This is a genomic window from Methylobacterium sp. WL9 (assembly GCF_008040035.1).
In the GTDB taxonomy this organism is placed as follows: domain Bacteria; phylum Pseudomonadota; class Alphaproteobacteria; order Rhizobiales; family Beijerinckiaceae; genus Methylobacterium; species Methylobacterium thuringiense.
The window spans coordinates 1-15,448 of the sequence record NZ_VRVE01000050.1; the positions used below are offsets into that span (position 1 = coordinate 1).

20 protein-coding genes and 1 tRNA gene are annotated in these 15,448 nt (G+C 67.2%); 12 read left to right on the top strand and 9 right to left on the bottom strand.

Annotated elements, in window-relative coordinates; translation table 11 throughout:
* Positions 1 to 124: 124 nt before the first annotated feature.
* The 4 genes from FV217_RS14610 to FV217_RS22925 form a co-directional block, all read right to left on the bottom strand.
* Positions 125 to 397 carry a hypothetical protein gene (locus FV217_RS14610; RefSeq protein ID WP_187272571.1) on the bottom strand — a complete coding sequence of 91 codons (273 nt, stop codon included), beginning with the start codon at positions 395 to 397 and terminating at the stop codon, positions 125 to 127.
* A gap of 500 nt (positions 398 to 897) precedes the next feature.
* Positions 898 to 1,374, bottom strand: coding sequence for a CAP domain-containing protein (locus FV217_RS14620; RefSeq protein WP_147817911.1), 477 nt, complete (start codon positions 1,372 to 1,374; stop codon positions 898 to 900).
* Positions 1,375 to 1,435: 61 nt separating this feature from the next.
* Positions 1,436 to 2,524, bottom strand: a complete 1,089-nt coding sequence (locus FV217_RS14625) for a site-specific integrase (RefSeq protein WP_246682814.1) — start codon at positions 2,522 to 2,524, stop codon at positions 1,436 to 1,438.
* A 151-nt stretch (positions 2,525 to 2,675) separates the two neighbouring features.
* Complete coding sequence (locus FV217_RS22925; protein WP_187272573.1) at positions 2,676 to 2,816, bottom strand: hypothetical protein; 141 nt, start codon at positions 2,814 to 2,816, stop codon at positions 2,676 to 2,678.
* Positions 2,817 to 2,836: 20 nt separating this feature from the next.
* Between FV217_RS22925 and FV217_RS14630 the strand changes: the two genes are divergently transcribed.
* Together FV217_RS14630 and FV217_RS14635 are read left to right on the top strand one after the other, a co-directional pair.
* Positions 2,837 to 2,908, top strand: a tRNA-OTHER gene (locus tag FV217_RS14630).
* A 110-nt stretch (positions 2,909 to 3,018) separates the two neighbouring features.
* Positions 3,019 to 3,345, top strand: a complete 327-nt coding sequence (locus tag FV217_RS14635; protein WP_147817912.1) for a hypothetical protein — start codon at positions 3,019 to 3,021, stop codon at positions 3,343 to 3,345.
* A 25-nt stretch (positions 3,346 to 3,370) separates the two neighbouring features.
* On the opposite strand, the gene FV217_RS14640 is transcribed toward FV217_RS14635, so the two are convergent.
* A complete protein-coding gene (locus FV217_RS14640) occupies positions 3,371 to 3,550 on the bottom strand; it encodes a hypothetical protein (protein ID WP_147817913.1) in 180 nt (59 codons plus the stop codon).
* 124 nt (positions 3,551 to 3,674) lie between these two features.
* Here FV217_RS14640 and FV217_RS14645 point away from each other — a divergent pair, with 124 nt between their 5' ends.
* The 3 genes from FV217_RS14645 to FV217_RS14650 all read left to right on the top strand — a co-directional run bounded on the left by FV217_RS14645 (position 3,675) and on the right by FV217_RS14650 (position 4,560).
* The gene (locus tag FV217_RS14645; RefSeq protein ID WP_147817914.1) at positions 3,675 to 3,908 is read left to right on the top strand and encodes a hypothetical protein; all 234 of its coding nucleotides are present in this window, start codon (positions 3,675 to 3,677) and stop codon (positions 3,906 to 3,908) included.
* A 116-nt stretch (positions 3,909 to 4,024) separates the two neighbouring features.
* Positions 4,025 to 4,159: a hypothetical protein gene (locus tag FV217_RS23685; RefSeq protein WP_281407170.1), complete on the top strand. Its 135-nt coding sequence runs from the start codon at positions 4,025 to 4,027 to the stop codon at positions 4,157 to 4,159.
* 128 nt (positions 4,160 to 4,287) lie between these two features.
* Positions 4,288 to 4,560, top strand: a complete 273-nt coding sequence (locus tag FV217_RS14650; protein WP_147817915.1) for a hypothetical protein — start codon at positions 4,288 to 4,290, stop codon at positions 4,558 to 4,560.
* A 93-nt stretch (positions 4,561 to 4,653) separates the two neighbouring features.
* Here FV217_RS14650 and FV217_RS14655 read toward each other — a convergent pair whose 3' ends face one another.
* Positions 4,654 to 5,709, bottom strand: a complete 1,056-nt coding sequence (locus FV217_RS14655) for an NAD(P)-dependent alcohol dehydrogenase (RefSeq protein WP_147817916.1) — start codon at positions 5,707 to 5,709, stop codon at positions 4,654 to 4,656.
* Positions 5,710 to 5,867: 158 nt separating this feature from the next.
* On the opposite strand from FV217_RS14655, the gene FV217_RS14660 reads away from it, so the two are divergent.
* The gene (locus tag FV217_RS14660) at positions 5,868 to 6,209 is read left to right on the top strand and encodes a winged helix-turn-helix domain-containing protein (RefSeq protein ID WP_147817917.1); all 342 of its coding nucleotides are present in this window, start codon (positions 5,868 to 5,870) and stop codon (positions 6,207 to 6,209) included.
* Between the two features lie 308 nt (positions 6,210 to 6,517).
* Here the strand turns inward: FV217_RS14660 and acnA are convergent, their stop codons facing one another.
* Positions 6,518 to 9,217 (bottom strand): aconitate hydratase AcnA, encoded by a 2,700-nt coding sequence (gene acnA / locus FV217_RS14665; protein ID WP_147817918.1) that lies wholly within the window; start codon positions 9,215 to 9,217, stop codon positions 6,518 to 6,520.
* Between the two features lie 284 nt (positions 9,218 to 9,501).
* On the opposite strand from acnA, the gene FV217_RS14670 reads away from it, so the two are divergent.
* The 5 genes from FV217_RS14670 to FV217_RS14690 all read left to right on the top strand — a co-directional run bounded on the left by FV217_RS14670 (position 9,502) and on the right by FV217_RS14690 (position 13,163).
* Positions 9,502 to 9,741 carry a TraY domain-containing protein gene (locus FV217_RS14670; RefSeq protein WP_147817919.1) on the top strand — a complete coding sequence of 80 codons (240 nt, stop codon included), beginning with the start codon at positions 9,502 to 9,504 and terminating at the stop codon, positions 9,739 to 9,741.
* Positions 9,742 to 9,972: 231 nt separating this feature from the next.
* On the top strand, positions 9,973 to 10,611 hold the full coding sequence (gene ccmA, locus FV217_RS14675; RefSeq protein WP_147817920.1) for a heme ABC exporter ATP-binding protein CcmA: 639 nt from the start codon (positions 9,973 to 9,975) through the stop codon (positions 10,609 to 10,611).
* Complete coding sequence (gene ccmB / locus FV217_RS14680; protein ID WP_147817921.1) at positions 10,608 to 11,276, top strand: heme exporter protein CcmB; 669 nt, start codon at positions 10,608 to 10,610, stop codon at positions 11,274 to 11,276. Before ccmA ends, ccmB begins: the two co-directional genes overlap by 4 nt.
* A gap of 85 nt (positions 11,277 to 11,361) precedes the next feature.
* Positions 11,362 to 11,664: a hypothetical protein gene (locus FV217_RS14685; RefSeq protein ID WP_147817922.1), complete on the top strand. Its 303-nt coding sequence runs from the start codon at positions 11,362 to 11,364 to the stop codon at positions 11,662 to 11,664.
* Positions 11,665 to 11,675: 11 nt separating this feature from the next.
* A complete protein-coding gene (locus FV217_RS14690; protein ID WP_187272572.1) occupies positions 11,676 to 13,163 on the top strand; it encodes a methyl-accepting chemotaxis protein in 1,488 nt (495 codons plus the stop codon).
* A 6-nt stretch (positions 13,164 to 13,169) separates the two neighbouring features.
* Here the strand turns inward: FV217_RS14690 and FV217_RS14695 are convergent, their stop codons facing one another.
* The gene (locus FV217_RS14695; protein WP_147817924.1) at positions 13,170 to 13,745 is read right to left on the bottom strand and encodes a heme-binding protein; all 576 of its coding nucleotides are present in this window, start codon (positions 13,743 to 13,745) and stop codon (positions 13,170 to 13,172) included.
* Positions 13,746 to 13,790: 45 nt separating this feature from the next.
* Entirely contained in the window at positions 13,791 to 14,057 is a 267-nt protein-coding gene (locus FV217_RS14700; protein ID WP_147817942.1) for a hypothetical protein, read from the bottom strand.
* 241 nt (positions 14,058 to 14,298) lie between these two features.
* On the opposite strand from FV217_RS14700, the gene FV217_RS14705 reads away from it, so the two are divergent.
* A complete protein-coding gene (locus FV217_RS14705) occupies positions 14,299 to 15,360 on the top strand; it encodes a putative zinc-binding peptidase (protein ID WP_147817925.1) in 1,062 nt (353 codons plus the stop codon).
* Positions 15,361 to 15,448 lie beyond the last annotated feature (88 nt).

Below are 15,448 nucleotides of genomic sequence, written 5' to 3' on the forward strand. Positions count from 1 at the left end.
CGACGCGCTCACGCAGATCGGACGACAACGGCGACGACATCGACCCTCCTGTCGAAAGCAGACAGGGAATCAGATCAGCCCGCGTGTGAAAACCCAGCCCGACTCCGCGTGATCGGCAGCCGCTCTAGTGCTTCTTATTGGCTTCCAGCTCGGCAAATGCACCGATGCCATGCTCTTGAACAGCCTGCGCGAAAGCAGCGAGAGCGTCGTCGTCGGTTGTAAACGTCTCATCCCAAACCGTTGACCCGCCGTCGTGGTCGACGACCTCAAGCTGCCACGGATCGTTCGGAACATCCGCAAATCGGTAGATAAAGACGATGACCGTGATGCCTTGCTGCGTGACACGACCGCCAAGGGGAGAGAACTGGAGTTCCCGATCGGGTATCGCTGCGGCCATCGTCGATCCAGTTCCGTCGGTTCGAATTCCGCCCTCGCACTCGAACCCGGCAGCCACCTGAACCCAAACCAGATGCGCAGATCAAGAGACGCTTTTGTCCTTCTTGAGCCGAACGCTGGGCCCCTCGCCGTTCTGATCGAAGAAGATCACGCCAGCGTCCTCTGCCGTTAGGCGCTCTCAGGCCCCCGCCCGATAGTTTCCATAAGCTCCAGCGTCCGCAGGATCGCCATGCCGACCACCTCAGCATCGGCTTCGCCCTCTCGCGTATCTGGTAGGATCGCGACGGCCTCGAACTCTCTTCCGTCTGACGGGCCGACAACGACCTTGAACACCGGCCCCAGCTTCGAGTCTTTATCTTGAACCAAGGCGACCTCATAACCGGCAGCCTAGTCGTCGGGCTTCGGTCGGGCGCCGAATGTCGGGCGAATCACATTGCTCATGCCGACCCCATAGCGAGATCAAGCCTACCGCCAAAGCGACTAGGTCGAATCCGGCGCGGCCTACTGCGAGACCACCAGGGCCCAGAACCGACCGTAGGATGAACCTGACGCGTCAGAGTGAGCGATCCCGATGCGCCGCGCCTCGGGCAGCAGCAGGTTCGCTTTGTGGCTCGATGAGGCCTGCCACATTGCCAGCGTCTGATCGAACGTCGCGGTACCGGCTCCGAGGTTCTCGGCCTTCAGGCCCCTCGCGAGGCCGGTCATCGCCATGCGGGCCTGGAACGAGCCGCCGGCATCGTGACTGAGAGAGCCGGCCGCAGCGTTCGCTCTCGCGGCATAAGCGGCGGCTCTGGTCAGAGCCGCGTCGACCTGAACGGGCCCGAGACCGTATTGCGCCCGATACCGGCTGATCGCTGCCGCAGCGATGCGGTCATCCGAGACAGCCCTGCGAGCCGGCGCCTTGGCAGCGAAGGCTCCGCTGCAGCCGGCCAGCACTACAACGAGTGAAGCGATCGGGCGTGTGAAACGACGGAGCATGGCCCGGGGCTATTCCTGAAGCGCGCCAGCAAGTGACGCATGCTCGGATTTCGTAGCGCGCTCACGCAGATATGTTGAGCGTCACCGGCTTTGACTTAGTGGTGATCACAAGGTCGGGCGCAGTCCGCCGTATCGTATCGGCCACGTAGCTCGGCGCCAGATGAGCATAGTGCTTCTCAGCCATCCGCGTACCCGAATGGCCAAGCGCCTCGGCGACAACAATCAGCGGCGCGCCGTTGCGGACCATGGCGCTGGCGTAAGAGTGCCGCAGCTCATGTAGTGTAATGCTCTCGAGCTTCGCGCGCTCAAGGGATGCCTTGAAGCCTCGCTGGTACTGCGCCGGCTTCCAGGCCTCGCCATCCTCTCGGACCAACAACGGAGCCTTCGGCGCCCTCCCCACGGCAAGCCGTTCGAAAAGGCCTATCCCGCCGGCTGTTAGCGGGATGTGGCGCGCTCGCCCGTTCTTGCTGCGCTCGATGAAGACCGTTCCGTTGGCCCTGTCGAAGTCCCGCACCGCCAGCTTCGCAAGCTCGCCAAAGCGCGCACCCGTCATCAGTGCCGCGGCGACCAGATCGCGTAGCGCCCCGTCCGATGTGTTCAGTAGCCTCTGCTGCTCGGCTGCGTCGAGGAACCGGACCCTGACCGACCCTGTGTCTCGGAACGGCTTGAGCAGCCGCCAGGCCCGGTCGTTCTCGACCAACTGATGCTGGTAGCCCCAGTTCAGCGCCGCCTTGAGCAGCGTCATCGTCCGATTGGCCGTGTCTCGCCGCCGCCGCAGGGCCTCCGGGTCGGTTACGTCGATGGCGCGCGAATTCTGTTTGGTGGCGAGCTTGCCGGTTCTCAAGAGCTTCGGGGCCTGCACCATCGCGTCGCGCCAGCGCCGTAGCTTGTCGAGCGTAAGATCGGCGACGCGGACGCTCCCGAGTTTCGGCCGGATGTGGACCCGGGCGCGGGACTTGGCGTCGTAGACCGCTTTCATGCCCTCGGCCGTGCGCGCCTCGAGGTAGCGGTCGAGCGCATCTCCGACCGTCAAAGCCGGTTGTGCATCCGGGGCCGAGCGAAGCGACTTCACCCAGGCGCGCGCCGCGTCCTTTGCCTGTTCGTGCGTTAGGACCTTCGCACCGTCGGCCGCGGCGATGTCGTCGGCCACGCCTATTCGAGTCTGGACACGCTGGCCGTCCGGCGTTCGCGTGGCAGCGAGCCATGAGCCGCCCTGCCCTCTCGTACCACGCCCCGATCGATAGCCAAGCCGCACACCGGGGCTGAGCAGCTCCCATTCCGGAGCGTCGGAAGCAGGCAACTCAGCTCGACCAGATCGGCTCTTGAACGGACTTGCGCGACGAGGCATCGCCTGCCTTTTCGTTGTCAATTTCGTTGACAACGATGCCATGGAACCCGATGATCCGCAATGAGGCCATGTGAGCTAAGGCATTGAAGATCATGATGTATCAGACCGCATCTGATAGTATCAGGATGGCGCAAAATTCGCTCTCTCACGGCGAAAACAGGGGTTCGATTCCCCTTGGGAGCACCAGCAGGATCGGGCATCCAGCTGATCCGCGGGTCTTGTGTCTCACAATCATCTCCGTTGCCTCCTTGGACAATGGGCTCAACATATCGGCCGGATCGCGCTACGAGATCGGCATGAGCAACGTGATCCGCCCGACCTTCGGCGCTCGCCCAAATCCTGACGCGGCCCAGTCGCCGGTCGTGCCTGCCACCGAGTACAGGGCCCTACGTCTCTTCGGCGAGGCCGCCGGCTATACCGTCGCCTTGATCCACGACGAGGACGCCCAGGAGGGTTCGGTCTTCAAGGTCGTCGTCGGCCCGTCGGACGGCGGCGAGGTGGAGGCCGTCGCGATCCTGCCGGCGACGCCGGAAGGCGACGCGGATGCCGAGGTGGTCGGCATGGCGATCCTGCGGACCTTGGAGCTGATGGAAACGTCCAGGCCGAGCCCGGAAAGCGCCTGATCGCGGAGCTCGATCGCATCTCGCGTCAAGCACCGATCGTGCTCACGAAAAACCCTGTGCCGGCCGCGAGCAGCGCTCCGGCAAGCCAGCCGAACGCGAGCGCCCCTGCGCCGTCGTCGCGCATGCGCAGATGCGCCACCTGCGCGAAGAGCGCGGCCCAGTAGGCTGCCCACAGGCCGAGGACGGTGGCGGTCCAGGTCGACATGGATTGCGCGTGCCAATCTGCCGCCGGCCCTGCCGGCCCCCCGAACGAACCATCGTCGGCCGTCCCGGTTGCCAGAATTCCGGATCGCATTGCATCGTCCGGTGGAGCGGGGGAGCCAGCTGTCATGCCCGTGCCCACCAAACCAACCTCGCGCTGCATCCACTATGTCGGCTTCCGGGACGATCGCTTCTGGAACGCCTACCGGATCTTCGGCGGTCCGCGCATCATCCACCGCCGCTGGGATTTCTATGCGATTCGCGACGTCGGGCCCGGCGACGTCGTGATCTTCGCCGAGGGCGACGAGACGCAACCCGTTGCCGACCGGAACGCCACCGACCTCGACGAGCGATGGCTGTGATGCCGCGCCTCGGAACGGTGGCACCCTCTCGGATCCGGTCCCTCTAACCCGTGCGGCGGCCATCGGTCGCGACGATCGGTCATAGCAAAACGGCGCCGGTCGGAGGACAAGGCGTGATGACATCCACGCCGGACCTCACGCCTCGGACCAGGATCCGCACCGCCATCTTCGCCGTTCTCCTCGGCATCGTCGTGACGACGAGCGTGGTGCCGATGGTTTGGTGGACGGCGAAGGTGCTGGGGATTCTGTGAGCGGCCGCGCCATCGCCGGTCGGTCGCGCTGCTGCCTTTAGCGGCCGCGTGCGAGTCGCGAATGCGGTCGAACACGCCGACTTCTTCGGCGAGACTGCATCGTGCCTCCTCCGGCGCAGGAGCGAATCATGTCTGCATGCGCTTCGGCTGCTGTCGTCCTTCTGGTCCTGGCCACCACCCTCGCCACTTCCGCCACGGCCTGGGCGTTCTTCGGCGTTCCCGGATGCGTCAACCTGCCCGAATATCAGCGTGCCGTCGGGGCTTTGCAGGGCATGACCGGCCCCTGCGACATGACGGTCGAGCAGGCATGCGGGATCATGGCGGAGCGGGGCGTCTCGGCTGCGGCCTGCCAGCTGCCCGAGCCGCACCCGCGGCGGCCCCACCGCCCGCGCACGCGCTGACGGAACCGGCGTCGCGATCCAGTGGCCCGCGGTCGAGGGACGCGATGCCCAGGCGATCGCGAGGTGTCCTCGCGACCCCCCAGACGTGACGGATCAGGCCGCCTTCGGCAGTGAAGCCATGTCGATCACGAAGCGGTACTTCACGTCGCTCTTCTGCATGCGGGTGTAGGCCGTCTCGATCTCATCGATCGGGATCATCTCGATGTCGGCGGTGATGCCGTGCTTGCCGCAGAAGTCCAGCATCTCCTGTGTTTCCGCGATGCCGCCGATCAGCGAGCCGGCGAAGTTGCGGCGGCGCCAGATCACGCTGAACACGTTGACGTCGAGCGGCTTCTCCGGCGCGCCGACCTGGACCAGCGTGCAGTCGCGCTTGAGCAGGCCGAGATAGGCGTTGATGTCGTGCTGGGCCGCGACCGTGTCGAGGATGAAGTCGAAGCTTTCGGATTCGGCCGCCATCGCGTCGGCGTCCTTCGAGATCACCACGTTGTCGGCGCCGAGGCGTCGCGCGTCCGCCTCCTTGCCGGGCGAGGTCGTGAACAGCGTCACCTTGGCGCCCATGGCGTGGGCGATCTTCACGCCCATGTGGCCGAGCCCGCCGAGGCCCACGATGCCGACTTTCTGGCCGGGGCCGACCTTCCAGTGGTGCAGCGGCGAGAAGGTGGTGATGCCCGCGCAGAGCAGAGGGGCGACGCCGGCGAGGTCGAGGTTCTCGGGGATGCGCAGCACGAAGTGCTTGTCGACGACGATGTGGCTCGAATAGCCGCCGTAGGTGTTCTCGCCCGTCTTCTGGGCGGGCCCGTTATAGGTCGCCGTGAAGCCGGGCTGGCAATACTGCTCCAGGCCCTCCTTGCAGCTGTCGCACTCCCGGCAGGAATCGACCATGCAGCCGACGCCGGCGAGGTCGCCCTCCTTGAAGGTCGAAACCTCCGCGCCGACGCGGGTCACCCGACCGACGATCTCGTGGCCGGGGACGCAGGGATAGTTCGTGTTCTGCCACTCGTTGCGGGCTTGGTGCAGGTCCGAATGGCAGACGCCGCAATAGACGATCTCGATCTCGACGTCGTTCGGGCCGGGATCGCGGCGCTCGAAGCTGAAGGGCTTCAGGGGCGTGCTCGCCTCCTGGGTGCCGTAGCCGATACACTGGAACATGATGCCTCGTGAATGCTGGAAGCCCGACGCAGGAGAAGGTCGGCTCGTGACGCCCCGTCCGGCGCTATATACGGCGTCCACTATCGCCTGACAGGCCCGGCCCAACGCAGTCGCGGCGTGATACGGTACGGGCTCGACCGCGCCGACTGGGAGATCCGATGGCGAGCCTGAGTATCCGCATCGACCTCGGACCGGACAACCGCATCGGCCCCGGCAAGGTACAGCTCCTAGAGATGATCGCGGAACACGGCTCGATCTCGGCAGCGGGCCGGGCGCTCGGCATGTCGTATCGCCGGGCCTGGATGCTGGTCGAGGCGATGAACAAGGGCTTCGGTCAGCCCGTGGTCGAGGCGCAGATCGGCGGCAAGGCCGGCGGCGGGGCGCGGCTCTCCGCCTTCGGGGCGGATGTCGTCGCGCATTATCGGGCGATCGAGCGGGCGGCCGAAAAGGCGGCCTCCCCGTTCCTCGCCCGCCTCGTTCCCGTGCCGCAGGATTCCTGAGCCCCCCGGTGGCGGCCCCCCCTGCCAAGGTCGCGCGATCGCGGCAAGATGGCTATATATAACTAGATATAGCGACTGCGGAGGATTCTGCGTGCCTCGGCCCGCTCGCCGGTCTCGTCGGACGCAGCGACCTCGTGCTGTGTCCGGTAGAGTGCGTCAGCCACGGGACGGCCGGAATGCCGTTTCGGCCGATGCGCAGCACCAGCCTCGCGAGGTTCGTGCAGGCGGCGATGCCGGAAGCCGGCATTCGAACCGCCTGATCTGCCGGAGGATCCCCGCCCGCCGAGCGGGCGAGGATCGATCGCGCCTTACGCCGCCAACGAGCGCAGCACGTAGGGCAGGATACCGCCGTTACGAAAATACTCGAGTTCGTCGAGGGTATCGATCCGGCAGGTCAGCGGGACGTCCTGCCTCGTGCCGTCCGCCGAGGTGATCTCGGCGGTGAGGGTCTGGCGGGGTTTGAGTTCGCCCGAGAGGCCCTTGATCGTGACGGTCTCGTCGCCCTTGAGGCCGAGGGTGGCCCAGGACTGGCCGTCCTTGAACACCAGCGGGACGATGCCCATTCCGACCAGATTCGAGCGGTGGATGCGCTCGAAGCTCTCGGCGACCACGGCGCGCACGCCCAAGAGCTTCGTGCCCTTGGCAGCCCAGTCGCGGGATGAGCCGGTCCCGTATTCCTTGCCGGCGAAGACGATCAGCGGGGTGGCCTGCTCCGCGTATTTCTGCGCGGCATCGTAGATGTACATCCGCTCGCCGGAGGGCTGGAACAGCGTCCAGCCGCCCTCGACCACCTCGCCCGCCGCATCGCGGACCATCTGGTTCTTGATGCGGATGTTGGCGAAGGTGCCGCGCATCATCACCTGATGGTTGCCGCGCCGGGTGCCGTACTGATTGAAGTCCTGCACGCGGACCTGATGCTCCTGCAGGTATTCGCCGGCTGGCGAGGCCGCGCGGATGTTGCCGGCGGGCGAGATGTGGTCCGTCGTGATCGAGTCGAGGAAGAGGCCGAGGATCCGGGCATTCTCGATGTCGGTGATCGGATCGGGCGTCTTGGTCATGCCCTCGAAATACGGCGGGTTCTGCACGTAGGTGGAGGTCGAATCCCAGGCGAAGGTCTCGGCCTCGTTGACTTCGACGGCCTTCCAGTTGTCGTCGCCGCCGAAGACGTCGGCGTAGCGGCTCTTGAACAGGGTCGAGGTGATGTTCTTCTCGATGAAGGACTGGATCTCGCTCGACGAGGGCCAGATGTCCTTGAGGTAGACCGGCTGCCCGTCGGAGCCGTGGCCGAGCGGCTCGGTGGTGATGTCGATCTGCATCGAGCCGGCAAGCGCGTAGGCGACGACCAGCGGCGGCGAGGCGAGGTAGTTGGCGCGAACGTCGGGGTTCACGCGGCCCTCGAAGTTGCGGTTGCCCGAGAGCACGGCCGCGGCGACCACGTCGTTGTCGTTGATCGCCTTCGAGATCGCAGGCGGCAGCGGACCCGAATTGCCGATGCAGGTGGTGCAGCCGAAACCGACGAGGTTGAAGCCGAGGCTGTCCAGGCTCTCCTGCAGGCCGGACTTGTCGAGGTACTCTCCCACCACCTGCGAGCCAGGCGCCAGCGAGGTCTTCACCCACGGCTTGACGCTGAGGCCCTTGGCCACCGCGTTGCGGGCGAGAAGCCCCGCGCCGATCATCACCGATGGGTTCGAAGTATTGGTGCAGGAGGTGATCGCCGCGATCACCACGTCGCCGTGGCCGATGTCGAAATTCGAGCCCTCGACCTTGTAGCGGCTGGCGATGTCGGCCGCCTTCTTGAACTCGGTCTCCATCGACTGCGCGAAGCCGGGCTTGGCCCCGTCGAGCAGCACCCGGTCCTGCGGACGCTTGGGGCCGGCCAGCGAGGGACGGACCTCGCCCATGTCGAGTTCGAGGGTGTCGGTGAAGACCGGATCGGGCGTCTGCGCGTCGCGCCACATGCCCTGCGCTTTGGCATAGGCCTCGACGAGTTCGATGCGGTGGTCGGCGCGGCCGGTGACCGTAAGGAAGTCGATGGTCTTCCGATCGATCGGGAAGAAGCCGCAGGTGGCGCCGTATTCGGGCGCCATGTTCGAGATCGTCGCCCGGTCGGCCACCGCCATGTCGTCGAGGCCGGGACCGTAGAATTCCACGAACTTGCCCACCACGCCCTTCTTGCGCAGCATCTGCGTCACGGTGAGCACGAGGTCGGTCGCGGTCGTACCCTCCGGCAGCTTGCCCGACAGCTTGAAGCCGACGACTTCCGGAATCAGCATCGAGAGCGGCTGGCCGAGCATGGCGGCTTCCGCCTCGATGCCGCCGACGCCCCAGCCGAGCACGGCGAGACCGTTGACCATGGTGGTGTGCGAGTCGGTGCCGACGAGGCTGTCCGGATAGGCGATGTCCGAGCCGTCCTCGGATTTGGTCCAGACGGTCTGCGACAGGTATTCGAGGTTCACCTGATGGCAGATGCCGGTGCCGGGCGGGACCACCGAGAAGTTGTCGAAGGCGGTCTGGCCCCATTTGAGGAAGGTGTAGCGCTCGCCGTTGCGCTGGTATTCGAGGGCGACGTTGTCGCCGAGCGCTTTCGGGGTGCCGAACTCGTCGACGATCACCGAGTGGTCGATGACGAGATCCACCGGCACCAGCGGATTGATTTTTTGGGGGTCTCCACCGAGGGCTACCATGGCGTCGCGCATGGCGGCGAGATCCACGACGGCGGGCACGCCGGTGAAGTCCTGCATCAGCACCCGGGAGGGGCGGAAGGCGATCTCGGTCTCGACCTTGCCCTTGTTGTCGACCCAGGCGACGGCCGCCTCGATGTCGGCCTTCTTGACCGAACGGTCGTCCTCGAAGCGCAGCAGGTTCTCGAGGATCACCTTCATCGAGAAGGGCAGCGCCGCGGAATCGGCCAAACCGTTCTTCTGGGCCTCTGGGATCGAGTAGTAGGTGTAGGTCTTGCCCCCGGCTTGAAGCGTCTGGCGGGCGTTGAAGCTGTCGAGCGATGCCACGGCGATCGGAACCCTTGCTTGGCGGTTGTCGAACACGCGCAGGCATAACCTGCGCCACGAGCGGTGTTCGGCTGGAAACGCTCCAAAGAGCGCGCGCCGCCCCGGGGGTGCCCGGGCAGGGTGGTGCGCGAGGGGCGATTTGAACGCCCTGGAGGTCGCGCGGCGCAGCCTGCGCGCCGTATAGAACAGTTCGAAACTTGCCGCTACGGGGTGATGGTGACAGGCGGGCGCAGGTGTCGCTTTCGGGGCGGCCTGTGCGTATTCAGCGGCATCCGGAGACCACCATGCCCGCCGTGAACTTGCCTCCCGAGATCGAGCGTCGCCTCGACACCGTGTGCCGAAAGACCGGCCGCACCAGGGACGGGCATGTGCGCGAGGCGATCCTCGATTACCTTAAGGATTTCGAGGATGCGGCACTGGTCGAAGCGCGGTTAGCTGCAGGCAGGCAAGGTGGCGAGACGATTGACCTCGCCGAACTGTTGAAGCGCTATGGTCTCGACGCCGACGGTGGAACGACCGGCTGAAACGGGCTTGCCGTTGGCGCTGCCCCGTCTGGCATCCACGACAATCCTCATGTTGAGGTGCTGCGAAGCAGCTCGAAACATCCCTGAACGCTTTTCCCAAATGGCGCTGGTGGCTTGGATCGCCGCTGCGGGGTACTTCGAGGCCGCTAACGTGGCACCTCGGTATGAGGGGCGTGGTGGGTGCCGGCCGATTTGGTCCGCCGGCGCGCGACCGGAGCAGACAGGACACCCGTGCGGCTGATCGTCGAAAACCTCGCCTGCCGTCGCTCCGGGCGCCGCATCTTCTCCGGGCTCGGCTTCGCGCTGGAGGCCGGCGAGGCGCTTATGGTCACCGGGCGCAACGGTGCGGGCAAGTCGAGCCTGCTCTCCATGCTCGCCGGCCGCCTGAAACCCGATGCCGGCACGATTCGCGTCGAGGAGGCCGGCGAGGCGACGCTGGCGGAGTGCCTGCACGTGGTCGGCCATCGCGACGGGCTGAAGGCTGCGCTGACGGCGGAGGAAAACCTCACCTTCGCCCGCGATATCCTCGGCGCGCCGACGGCGTCTCCGCGGGAAGCCATGGAAGCGATGGGCCTCGCCCACGCCCTGAACTTGCCCGTCGGCTACCTCTCCGCCGGGCAAAGAAGACGGGTGGCGCTGGCGCGCCTGCTGGTCTGCCGGCGTCCGCTCTGGCTGCTCGACGAGCCGACGGCGGCACTGGATACCGCCTCGCAGGGCGTGCTCGCCGGGCTGATGGCCCGGCATCGCGAGGACGGCGGCCTCGTCGTCGCCGCGACCCACATGCCGATCGGCCTCGACGACGCCCGCGAACTCCGCATCGGGCCGCCGGCCGCCACCGAGGATGCAGCCGAGGCGGAGGCCTGGGCATGATCCGCGTGCTGGTAGCGCTCGTCCGGCGCGATCTCGTCCTCGCCTCCCGCGTCGGCGGGTCGGGGGCGCTGTCGCTGGTGTTCTTTCTGATGATCGTGGCGCTGGTGCCGTTCGCGCTCGGGCCGGATCTGAACCTGCTCTCGCGGATCGGCCCGGCGATCCTCTGGCTCTCGGCGGTGCTGGCGACGCTGATCGGCCTCGACCGGATTTTTCAGGCCGACGAGGAGGACGGCTCCCTCGACCTGATGACCGCCTCCCCTGCCCCGCTGGAACTGGTGGTGCTGGCCAAGGTGCTCGCCCATTGGCTGACCACGGGGCTGCCGCTGGCGCTGGCCTCGCCGCTGTTCGGCCTGCTTGTGGCGCTCTCGCCGACGGCGATGGGCGCGACGGCGCTGACCCTGCTGGTCGGTACGCCGGCCCTGACCTTCATCGGCGCCGTCGGCGCGGCGCTCACCGCCTCGATCCGCCGGGGCGGACTGATCCTGGCGATCGTGGTGCTGCCGCTGATGATCCCGACGCTGATCTTCGGGGTCTCGGCCGTGGATTCAGCCCTCGGCGGCACGGTGCCGTTCGCCACGCCGCTGATCATCCTCGGCGCACTGAGCCTGATCGCTGCCGTGGTCGGCACGTTGGCGGCGGCGGCCGCCCTGCGCTGGTCGGACTAACCGCGCTCAGCGTGGAATACAGTATCCAAACGGCTTAACGTTAAGCGGCGGTTTAGAGATTGTCGGCGATTGTTGCCGCCATCCGATGCGCCTTCTCGTTGTCCTCCCCACGGCGATGCTCAGCGTCGCGCTCCCTCTCCTGCTCCTGGCCGCTCCGCAGGCCGGGCGGCCGGTTCTCGTGATCGCGTCGCCCTGGTCGTCGCCCGCCGAGACGGCGAGCGTGGTGGCGCAGGCGGGGGGAGCATTGCTGCGCGGCACGCCCCTGCCCTGGGTCGCGGTGGCGATCTCGGACGGGGCGGATTTCGCCGGAAAACTGCGGCGGGCGGGCGCCTGGATCACCTTCGACGCGTCCCGGGTGCCGGGATGCCTGAACGCGGCTCCGGTTTGAGCGAGACCCAGATGCAGAGTTCGACCCTCGACCGGCTCCGTGCGAGTTCGGGCAAGGCCCTGATCGGCTTCCTCTGGCTCAACCTCGCGATCATCCTCGCGGCCAATGCCTGGCGCGACGTCTATTCCACTGCCCTCGTCGCGCTCGTCGGTCTCGCCCTGGTCGTCCCGCCGACGCTGTTCGCGCGCCGCGATCTCACGGGAGCGCCCGCCCGCATCCTGTCGAGCATGGCGCTCGCCGGTCTCATCGCGATCCTGGTGGCGATATTCAAGCAGGACGGCACCGGCCGCGCCTTGCAGATCGACCTGCACATGTACTTCTTCGCTTGCCTCGCGGTGGTCGCAGCCTGGCTCGATTGGCGGGCGCTGCTCGCCTATGCCGGCATCGTCGCCGTGCACCATCTCGGCCTCTCGCTCGCGCTGCCGAGCCTCGTCTTCCCCGATGGTGGCGGCATCGACAGGGTGATGCTGCACGCGGCGATCCTCGTCGCGCAGACGGCCGTGCTGGTCTGGCTGGTGGTGCGTCTGCAGATGGGCGTCGCCGCGAGCGACGCGCTCCGGCGCAGCGAAAGCGACCTCGACGAGGCCGAGGCGCTGAAGGCCCGGGCCCTCGACAGCGCCGGGCGCGAAGCCGAGCGCAACCGGGTTCTCCAGGAGCAGGTCCGCGAATTCCGCGGCTCGGTCGCGGGCGTCGTCGAGACCATCGAGGGTGCGCTCGGTGCGATGGACGACAGCGCCGCCGGCCTCGGCCGCTTCGCCGACCGCACCACCCGCGATGCCGGCCGCGCCACGGACAGTTCCGTCCGGGCCGGCGAGACCATCCGCGAGATCGCCGAGACCTGCCGCAACCTCACCCACGCCGCCGACGAGATCGGCCGCCATCTCGACGAGACCGGCGCCGTGACGCGCGCGGCCACCGACGAGGCTCGCCGCACGGAAGAGACCGTCGGCAAGCTGACGCATTCCGTCGAGCGCATCGGCTCGGTCATCACGACGATCCGCTCCGTCGCCGAACAGACCAACCTGCTCGCCCTCAACGCGACGATCGAGGCTGCCCGCGCCGGCGTGGCCGGCCGAGGCTTCGCCGTGGTCGCGGCGGAGGTGAAGAACCTCGCCGGCCAGACCGCCCGCTCCACCGAGGAGATCGCGGCGCAGATCCGTGACGTCGAGAGCGCCACCGAGCAATCGGTCGCCTTCATGCACGCCTTCGCCGGCCGTATCGCCGACATCGAGCGGGCGACGGGCGCCATCGTCGACGCCGTCGCGCGCCAGCGCGAGGCGATGGCGAGTATGGACGCGAACGTCCACGCCACCGTGCGGGAGGCCGGCTCGGCTGCCGAGCATGTTGGCGCGGTCTCGCTGGTGCTCGGCACCACCACCACGGTGGCGGGCGAGGTCCAGGCCTCAACCACGGCCGTGCGCGAGCAGGTCGAAGTGCTCCGCAGCGTCACCTCCGCCTTCGTGAAGAGCCTCGACGCGGCGGCTGTGCGGCGCGCCTGACGACGTTCACGCGGCAGGAAGCCGGATCGCAACCTCGTTGCGCCGCAGCAAGGGAATCGTGAACGGCGGGTCGTAGCCCATGAAGAAGGGCGCACCCTCCGCCGCGATGCCCGCCTCCGCGAGTACCTTGAGGAGCCGCACCGTCTGCTTCTTTCGCGCCCGCTCTGTCGCCCGGCCGGTGAAGCGCAGCACGGCGAGACGCTGCTCGGGCACGGTGACGAGGCCGACTTTCGGATCAGTCGGCGCCGGCGGATCGCCCGTCAGGTCGGTCGGCAGGAAGAAGCGCATGTGGGCCGCGTCCTGCTCCACCGGCACCGTCATGGCGATGCGCTGGCCGGTCGCCTCGACGGGCACGGTCATGGCGATGCGCGTACCGTTGCGGTTGCTGCCGGAAATGTAGGCGAAGAGACGGCGGAAGGCGTCGCTGTCGCCCTCCCTCACCATTCCGGTCTCGACGGCCGAGCGCGCCGCGTAGACGCGAATCTCGACGCCGCGGTCGAGTGTGCGTGTCACCCGATAGGTGCTCTCTTCGAGCGGCCCGCGGATGCCGAACACCGCCAGCACTGACGTCAGGATCGTCATCAGAAAATACAGGATCGTCTCCGTCCGCTGATCGACCTTGAAAACCTACTTGCGGCAGCCGTCGCAGATGCCACTGTCGATCCTGTCGTTCTCGCGCTCGATCCGCTGCAGGTCGCGCCGTTCGGCCGGGGTCGCCGGCCCCTCCTCGGCGCCCGGCGGCTTGGTGACGCCGGTCGCGGTCGTGTACGGAGCCGTGATCGTCGAACGCGGGCCGCCGCCGGTCCCGGTGCGATCCGGCGCGGTCTCGGCCGAGGCGAGCGTCGGCACGAGCGGTGCCAGAACCAGAATGCAGAGAAGGCTTTGCACGGTCATGGTCGGGTGCCGTCCGGGCAGGATGTGGCGACACTGTTCCAACGCGGTCGTCCTGCCGGAGTTCAGCCCGTAGGGCCGAAATGCACGGCCGGCTGCCCATCGCTTGAGCAATTCGGGCGGTTCCCCGGCTCCCGACGCAAAATCCTGATTCCGTTCGGCTTTTTCGGTGAACGTCCGCGCCCGTCCGGCATTGATGCGGGGATGAATGACGGCCAAGGCGGCCATCCGTGCGAGACTCCCCATGAAGCTGTTCCAGTGCCAGTCCTGCGGCAACATCGTCTATTTCGAGAATCGGACCTGCGGCCGCTGCGGCCATCGGCTCGCCTACCTGCCGGAGACCGGCACCCTCTCGGCGCTGCAGCCGGCCGGCAACGACACCTGGAGCCCGCTGGCCGCGCCGCAGCGGCCGAGCTTCTTTTGCACCAATGCGGCGCATGACGCCTGCAACTGGCTGGTACCGCCGGGCTCGACCGACGCCTTCTGCGTCGCCTGCCGCCATAACGGTACCGTGCCGGACCTGACGGAGGAGAAGAACCTCACCCGCTGGCGCGACATGGAACTCGCCAAGCACCGCCTGTTCTACGCTCTGATGCGCTGGAACCTGCCGCTGACGACGCGAGCGGACGATCCCGAGCACGGCCTCGTCTTCAACTTCCTCGCCGAGCCGCCGCCCGGGGGCGGACCGAAGGTGATGACGGGCCATGAGAACGGCGTCATCACCATCGCGCTGATCGAGGCCGACGACGCCGAGCGGGCCAAGCGCCGCAGCCAGATGGGCGAGCCCTACCGCACCCTGCTCGGCCATTTCCGCCACGAGGTCGGCCACCATTACTGGGACCTGCTGGTGCGCGATGCCGGCAAGCTCGAGGCCTGCCGCGCGATCTTCGGCGACGATTCGCAGGATTACGGCGAGGCGCTGAAGCGCCACTACGAGAACGGCGCGCCGTCCGACTGGCAGGAGCACTTCGTCTCCTCATACGCCACCACCCACCCCTGGGAGGATTTCGCCGAGACCTGGGCGCATTACCTGCACATCGTCGACACCCTGGAGATGGCCTCGGCCTTCGGCATGCAGGTACAGCCGCTGCTCGACGCGCGGGGCGACTTCGCGACCCGGATCGATTTCGATCCCTACGCGGCCGCATCGGCCCAGCAGGTCATCGACGCCTGGCTGCCCTTCGTCTTCGCCATGAACAGCGTCAGCCGTGCCATGGGCGAGCGCGACCTCTATCCGTTCGTGCTGGCCCCGGATGTGATGAAGAAACTCGGCTTCATCCACGACCTCGTACACGGACAGGTGTGATCGCTGCTGCGTGATCGCTCGGACGTGATCGGCGCGGGAGCGGTCTTGGTGCTCCCGCGCCGATCCTTCGCATTGCCGCTGCACCGCA

Coding starts and splice junctions, on each gene's coding strand:
- FV217_RS14620 (WP_147817911.1), bottom strand. CDS start 1,374: ATGCTCCGTCGTTTCACACGCCCGATCGCTTCACTCGTTGTAGTGCTG.
- FV217_RS22925 (WP_187272573.1), bottom strand. CDS start 2,816: ATGATCTTCAATGCCTTAGCTCACATGGCCTCATTGCGGATCATCGGG.
- FV217_RS14645 (WP_147817914.1), top strand. CDS start 3,675: ATGCCCGTGCCCACCAAACCAACCTCGCGCTGCATCCACTATGTCGGC.
- FV217_RS14685 (WP_147817922.1), top strand. CDS start 11,362: ATGCGCCTTCTCGTTGTCCTCCCCACGGCGATGCTCAGCGTCGCGCTC.
- FV217_RS14695 (WP_147817924.1), bottom strand. CDS start 13,745: ATGACGATCCTGACGTCAGTGCTGGCGGTGTTCGGCATCCGCGGGCCG.
- FV217_RS14640 (WP_147817913.1), bottom strand. CDS start 3,550: ATGTCGACCTGGACCGCCACCGTCCTCGGCCTGTGGGCAGCCTACTGG.
- FV217_RS14650 (WP_147817915.1), top strand. CDS start 4,288: ATGTCTGCATGCGCTTCGGCTGCTGTCGTCCTTCTGGTCCTGGCCACC.
- FV217_RS14690 (WP_187272572.1), top strand. CDS start 11,676: ATGCAGAGTTCGACCCTCGACCGGCTCCGTGCGAGTTCGGGCAAGGCC.
- FV217_RS14705 (WP_147817925.1), top strand. CDS start 14,299: ATGAAGCTGTTCCAGTGCCAGTCCTGCGGCAACATCGTCTATTTCGAG.
- FV217_RS14610 (WP_187272571.1), bottom strand. CDS start 397: ATGGCCGCAGCGATACCCGATCGGGAACTCCAGTTCTCTCCCCTTGGC.
- FV217_RS14655 (WP_147817916.1), bottom strand. CDS start 5,709: ATGTTCCAGTGTATCGGCTACGGCACCCAGGAGGCGAGCACGCCCCTG.
- FV217_RS14700 (WP_147817942.1), bottom strand. CDS start 14,057: ATGACCGTGCAAAGCCTTCTCTGCATTCTGGTTCTGGCACCGCTCGTG.
- FV217_RS14670 (WP_147817919.1), top strand. CDS start 9,502: ATGCCCGCCGTGAACTTGCCTCCCGAGATCGAGCGTCGCCTCGACACC.
- FV217_RS14635 (WP_147817912.1), top strand. CDS start 3,019: ATGAGCAACGTGATCCGCCCGACCTTCGGCGCTCGCCCAAATCCTGAC.
- FV217_RS14660 (WP_147817917.1), top strand. CDS start 5,868: ATGGCGAGCCTGAGTATCCGCATCGACCTCGGACCGGACAACCGCATC.
- FV217_RS23685 (WP_281407170.1), top strand. CDS start 4,025: ATGACATCCACGCCGGACCTCACGCCTCGGACCAGGATCCGCACCGCC.
- ccmB (WP_147817921.1), top strand. CDS start 10,608: ATGATCCGCGTGCTGGTAGCGCTCGTCCGGCGCGATCTCGTCCTCGCC.